The sequence below is a fragment of the Fodinibius roseus genome (genome assembly GCF_900129315.1).
Taxonomy (GTDB): Bacteria; Bacteroidota; Rhodothermia; order Balneolales; family Balneolaceae; genus Fodinibius; species Fodinibius roseus.
The window spans coordinates 1-2,521 of sequence record NZ_FQUS01000056.1 but is presented as its reverse complement, the minus strand read 5'-3'; the positions used below and the strand labels follow the sequence as shown (position 1 = coordinate 2,521).

Annotated in this window: 2 protein-coding genes; both read left to right on the top strand. The window is 54.7% G+C overall.

The features are described from left to right. The first annotated feature begins 164 nt into the window (after window positions 1–164). The gene (istA, locus tag BUB16_RS20955; protein ID WP_170864490.1) at window positions 165–1,688 is read left to right on the top strand and encodes an IS21 family transposase; all 1,524 of its coding nucleotides are present in this window, start codon (window positions 165–167) and stop codon (window positions 1,686–1,688) included. A gap of 15 nt (window positions 1,689–1,703) precedes the next feature. Continuing rightward, window positions 1,704–2,441 carry an IS21-like element helper ATPase IstB gene (gene istB, locus BUB16_RS20950; RefSeq protein ID WP_073068787.1) on the top strand — a complete coding sequence of 246 codons (738 nt, stop codon included), beginning with the start codon at window positions 1,704–1,706 and terminating at the stop codon, window positions 2,439–2,441. Window positions 2,442–2,521: the final 80 nt, after the last annotated feature.

The window sequence follows — 2,521 nt, the reverse complement described above, 5'->3', positions numbered from 1 at the left end:
AGATCATTGTGCCACCCATTTCGGTCATGTTGTGCCAGTTGTTTCGGAGGTCATTGTGCCATTTTAGGTAGGTGATCGCCGGGCCATGGAGCCGGCACCCAGCCACTTTCCATAATGCGTATCTTGCCGTAAAAAAATCTATGGCAGGGCAACGAATCGACATTATGGAACTACGACAACTCATTCAATTAAAAGGCAAGGGCCTCAGTAACCGGAAAGTGGCGGAGGCGTTGGGCATGTCCCGCAACACCGTCAACAGTTACGTGCAGGCTTTTAGCCAGCAGGAGCTTAGCTACCAGCAGCTGCAGGCCCTCTCGGAGGCCGAACTGGTCGGGCTATTTCCACAGACCGACTACAAGGATAAAAGCCGATACGAGCAGCTGTTCACGTATTTCCCCGAGTTTGCAAAAGAACTACGCAAGACCGGCTGTACCATGCAAGTCTTGTGGAATAGGTATCTGGAGACCCATCCCGATGGCTATCGCTATACCCAGTTTGTCCACCATTTTAACCAATGGAAAGACAAAACCAAGGCCAGCGGAATTTTGCGCCACCAGGCGGGCCGGAAGCTGTTTATGGACTTTGCCGGCAAGACCCTCAGCTGGGTGGATCGCGATACGGGGGAAATTCATCCCGCACAGGTATTTGTGGCCATCCTGCCGTGCAGCCAGTACACCTACGTGCAGGCGACCAAAGCCCAGAAGCGCGAGGATCTGGTCCGGGCCCTCACTGATTGCAAGAGCTGGCTGGGCGGGGTGACCAAAGCCATTGTGGGAGACAACATGAAGGCGGTCGTGGCCAAAGGCCACAAATATGCTCCGGTGATTAACAAAACGCTCAAAGATCTGGCTCTGCACTATGGGTGCGTGATCGATCCTACGCGCCCGTATCACCCAAAGGATAAAGCCCTGGTCGAAGGGGCTATCCGGTTGGTGTACCAGCGCATCTATTACCCGCTTTCCAACCAGACGTTCTTCAGCGTGGCCGAACTCAATGGCGCCATTCGCGAGCTGTTGGTCTGCTACAACGATTACCGCTTTCAAAACCGGCCGACCACCCGCCGCCAGCAGTTCCTCGAGATCGAGCAGCCGGCCTTGGACCCACTACCCCCGACGCCGTACCAGCTGCGCCACTACAAACGAGCCAAGGTCCAGAAGATCAGTCACATCTACTTGGGGACCGACAAAAACTACTACAGCGTGCCCCACCGGTATGTGGGCCGCCACGTGGAGGTGCAGTATACCGCCGATGTGGTGGAGGTTTTCTACGATGGAGAGCGCATCGCCCATCACAAGCGAAGCCGAACGGCCGGCAAATATACCACCATTGGGACCCACATGCCGTCTACTCACCAGGTATACAACGACTGGAATCCCGACTGGTTCGCCCAAAGGGCTGCCCGCATCGGTCCCTATGCGAAAAGCTACATCCGCCGGCTGATCGCCCAGTACGACTACCCGGAGATTGGCTACAAGCAGGCTCAGGGGATCCTGGCCCTGACCAAGACATATCCCGCCGAGCGGGTCGAGGCCGCCTGCCGCCGCGCGGCCCAAGGTCACCGGGCGGGCTACCGGACTATTGCTAACATTCTTAAAAATAATCTTGACCAGAATAGTGAGCCCGAACTCCCGCTGGACAATCACATCCCGGATCACGGCAATATCCGTGGAGGGACTAACTACAATTAACCTACTACAAATCCTATGAACTCACATAATACGTTGGAAAAAATGCGTGGTATGCGCCTGAAGGCCATGGCCGAGCTCTACCAGCAATCCCTGTCCAGCAATCTTTATAACGACCTCTCCCTTGATGAGGTGATGGATACGCTCATTGACGCCGAATGGGAGGACCGCCAGCAGCGCAAAATAGCAGGCCTGATCAAACGGGCCGGCTTCCGACAGCAGGCGGCCGCCACCGACATCGACTACCATCCCGACCGCGGGCTTGACAAAACCCTCATGGGGCGGCTACTGAGCCTCAATTTTGTAAAAAAAGCCGAAAACCTGATCATTACCGGTCCAACCGGGGTAGGAAAAAGCTGGCTCGGGCAGGCGATCGGCCACCAAGCGTGCCTGATGCAACTCAAAACCCGGTACTTTGTTACCGCTCGGTTTTTTGACGAGGCCAAGTTGACCAAACTTGATGGGAGCTGGCCCAAACTGCTGAAAAGCCTTCTAAAGACCGATCTACTCATTCTCGATGACTTTGGGCTGCATCCCATGGATTCGGCCGACCGGCAGTTGCTGCTGGATCTGATTGAAGGCCGTCACCAGACCGCCTCAACCATCCTTTGCTCGCAAATACCGGTCAGCGGCTGGCACAAATTAATCGGGGAAGGAACCATCGCTGATGCTATTCTGGATCGGGTGATCTACTCTTCTCATCGATTAGAATTGAAAGGAGAATCGCTTCGCAAAAAACAACGCTTGACCCAATGACCATTAACCGCTAATATCGCTGATGGAAAGTGGCACTATATGCTCCGAAATGAGTGGCACCATATGACCGAAATAGCCAC

Excerpts from the sequence above, each read along its gene's own strand:
- istA (WP_170864490.1), top strand. The coding sequence starts at position 165 with ATGGAACTACGACAACTCATTCAATTAAAAGGCAAGGGCCTCAGTAAC.
- istB (WP_073068787.1), top strand. The coding sequence starts at position 1,704 with ATGAACTCACATAATACGTTGGAAAAAATGCGTGGTATGCGCCTGAAG.